At 46.9% G+C, this 1,305-nt stretch carries 2 protein-coding genes; both read right to left on the bottom strand.

Features of this window, described 5'->3' with window-relative positions:
- Positions 1 to 948, bottom strand: a 948-nt coding sequence (locus tag ACUVJL_RS07390) for a serine hydrolase domain-containing protein (RefSeq protein WP_445245261.1), incomplete at its 3' end; no start/stop codon positions are given.
- A gap of 169 nt (positions 949 to 1,117) precedes the next feature.
- Positions 1,118 to 1,305, bottom strand: a 188-nt coding sequence (locus tag ACUVJL_RS07385; RefSeq protein ID WP_445245260.1) for a hypothetical protein, incomplete at its 5' end; no start/stop codon positions are given.

Genomic DNA, 1,305 nt, shown 5'->3' with positions numbered 1-1,305 from the left:
TTCACCGTTCTCGCTGCCCTTAAACCAACCCATGCCATAGGAACTACCGATGGTTTTGGGTGGAGTGTGCATCAGCGCCACACTACTTTCAGAAAGCAATTTTGTCTCTTTAAATTGTCCACTGTTGGTTTGGAAGATTAGATAATTTGCCAAGTCCTCTGCGGTGGAAACGATCCCGCTACTGCCGCTCAGATAACCAGACATTTCTGGATATGCTAAGGGAAGTCCAAATGCCATCAGATGTCCTTGTGCCATGTTGGTAGCACCTTGAAATGCGTCAGCACTTGTAGTTGCATTGAGCGTCCGCGACATTTGAAGAGGTGTAAAAATATGCGTTTGTAAGTAGGCTGAGAATGGCTGTTGACTCACCACTTCAACCACTCGCGCCAACACTTCATAATTGGGATTGAAATAGTGGAACTGAGCGCCGGGTAACGCAACGGGACTTGCTCGACTGAGGCTAGTAACGCGATCGCGAATTGTTGTTGCTTGAGAAACCTGCAACTCAGGAAAGCCTACGTCAGATAAACCACTCACTTGATTGAGGAGATGACGAATGGTAATTTTGGCAGCGATCGCTGGATCGGTCACGGTGAATTCTGGTAGATAAGTTTGCACGGGTGAATCCAGATTAATTTGTCCCGCTTCAACTAGCTGCATCACTGCAATTGCGGTAAACGATTTGCTCACCGAAGCAATCAAGAATTGGGTCTGTGCTGTAACAGGCCGCTCGTTGTTTGCTGTACTGTATCCCTTAACGTGCAACACTTGGTTATTGTGAGTAATGGCGAGTGCCAAACCAGGAATGTGATGAGTCTTCATTTGAGTTTTGATGAAGCGATCGATCCTATCATCCAAGTCCAGTTGGTTTGCACTGCCCTTGAGGTTGAATGTGATGACAATCAACGCACTCAGCAATATCAAAATCAGGCGGAAAAGTTTGTTCATGGGGTTAGATTTTGTTGATTTCGATACAACATAATCCGCCATACAATGAACGCGATTAAGACCGCTACTTCTGCTAGGCTGCGGTGGGTCATAGACAAACTGAGACTAAAGGAGGCGAGCATAAGTGTTATGAATCGCCACGTTCGCATAAATGTCATTTTACTCTGCCTCACAATAGTAATGCCGAAACTTCAGCACCAAATCTTGACCAAGATATTGTTCTGCTCAACTCAGAAGCTCGTAAGCACCACCACGCTCGAGTGCTTGTTGGTATGCCGGACGTGTGTGGATGCGATTCAAGAATGCCATGAGCTTTGGACGGCTCGGGTTCAGTCCAGCCCGTGCCACTGCTGCCTC

Origin of the sequence: Microcoleus sp. OTE_8_concoct_300 (assembly GCF_031383065.1) — a bacterium.
Taxonomy (GTDB): Bacteria; Cyanobacteriota; Cyanobacteriia; order Cyanobacteriales; family Microcoleaceae; genus Microcoleus.
This window is presented reverse-complemented; position numbering and strand designations above follow the sequence as displayed.